Raw genomic sequence first — 284 nt, 5'->3', positions numbered from 1 at the left:
GGAGGAAGAACCTACATGAAGCTCGACCGTACGATGAGACGCCGCTCGGCCCTGGCCGCCGCCGCGGCAGCATCTGCCCTGGTCCTGGCGGCCTGCGGCTCCACCGGCGCCGGCAGCAGCGGTGAAGAGGCCGGCATCAACAAGCTCAACATCATTGTCCCGGCGGATCCGGGCGGCGGCTGGGACCAGACCGGACGTGCCATCCAAAAGGACCTGAAGGAGAACGATCTGGTCTCCAATGCCACGGTGGTCAACATCGGGGGCGCGGGCGGCACCAACGGCCT

General features: G+C 67.6%; 1 pseudogene. It reads left to right on the top strand.

Annotation, left to right across the window (positions count from 1 at the left end):
• Window positions 1–15: 15 nt before the first annotated feature.
• Window positions 16–284: pseudogene (locus AC5RWT_RS38185) on the top strand (tripartite tricarboxylate transporter substrate binding protein); the annotation flags it as partial.

The organism is Arthrobacter sp. Dra40 (assembly GCF_059091905.1).
The sequence above is the reverse complement of the archived record's forward strand: the minus strand, read 5'-3'. Positions and strand labels throughout refer to the sequence as shown.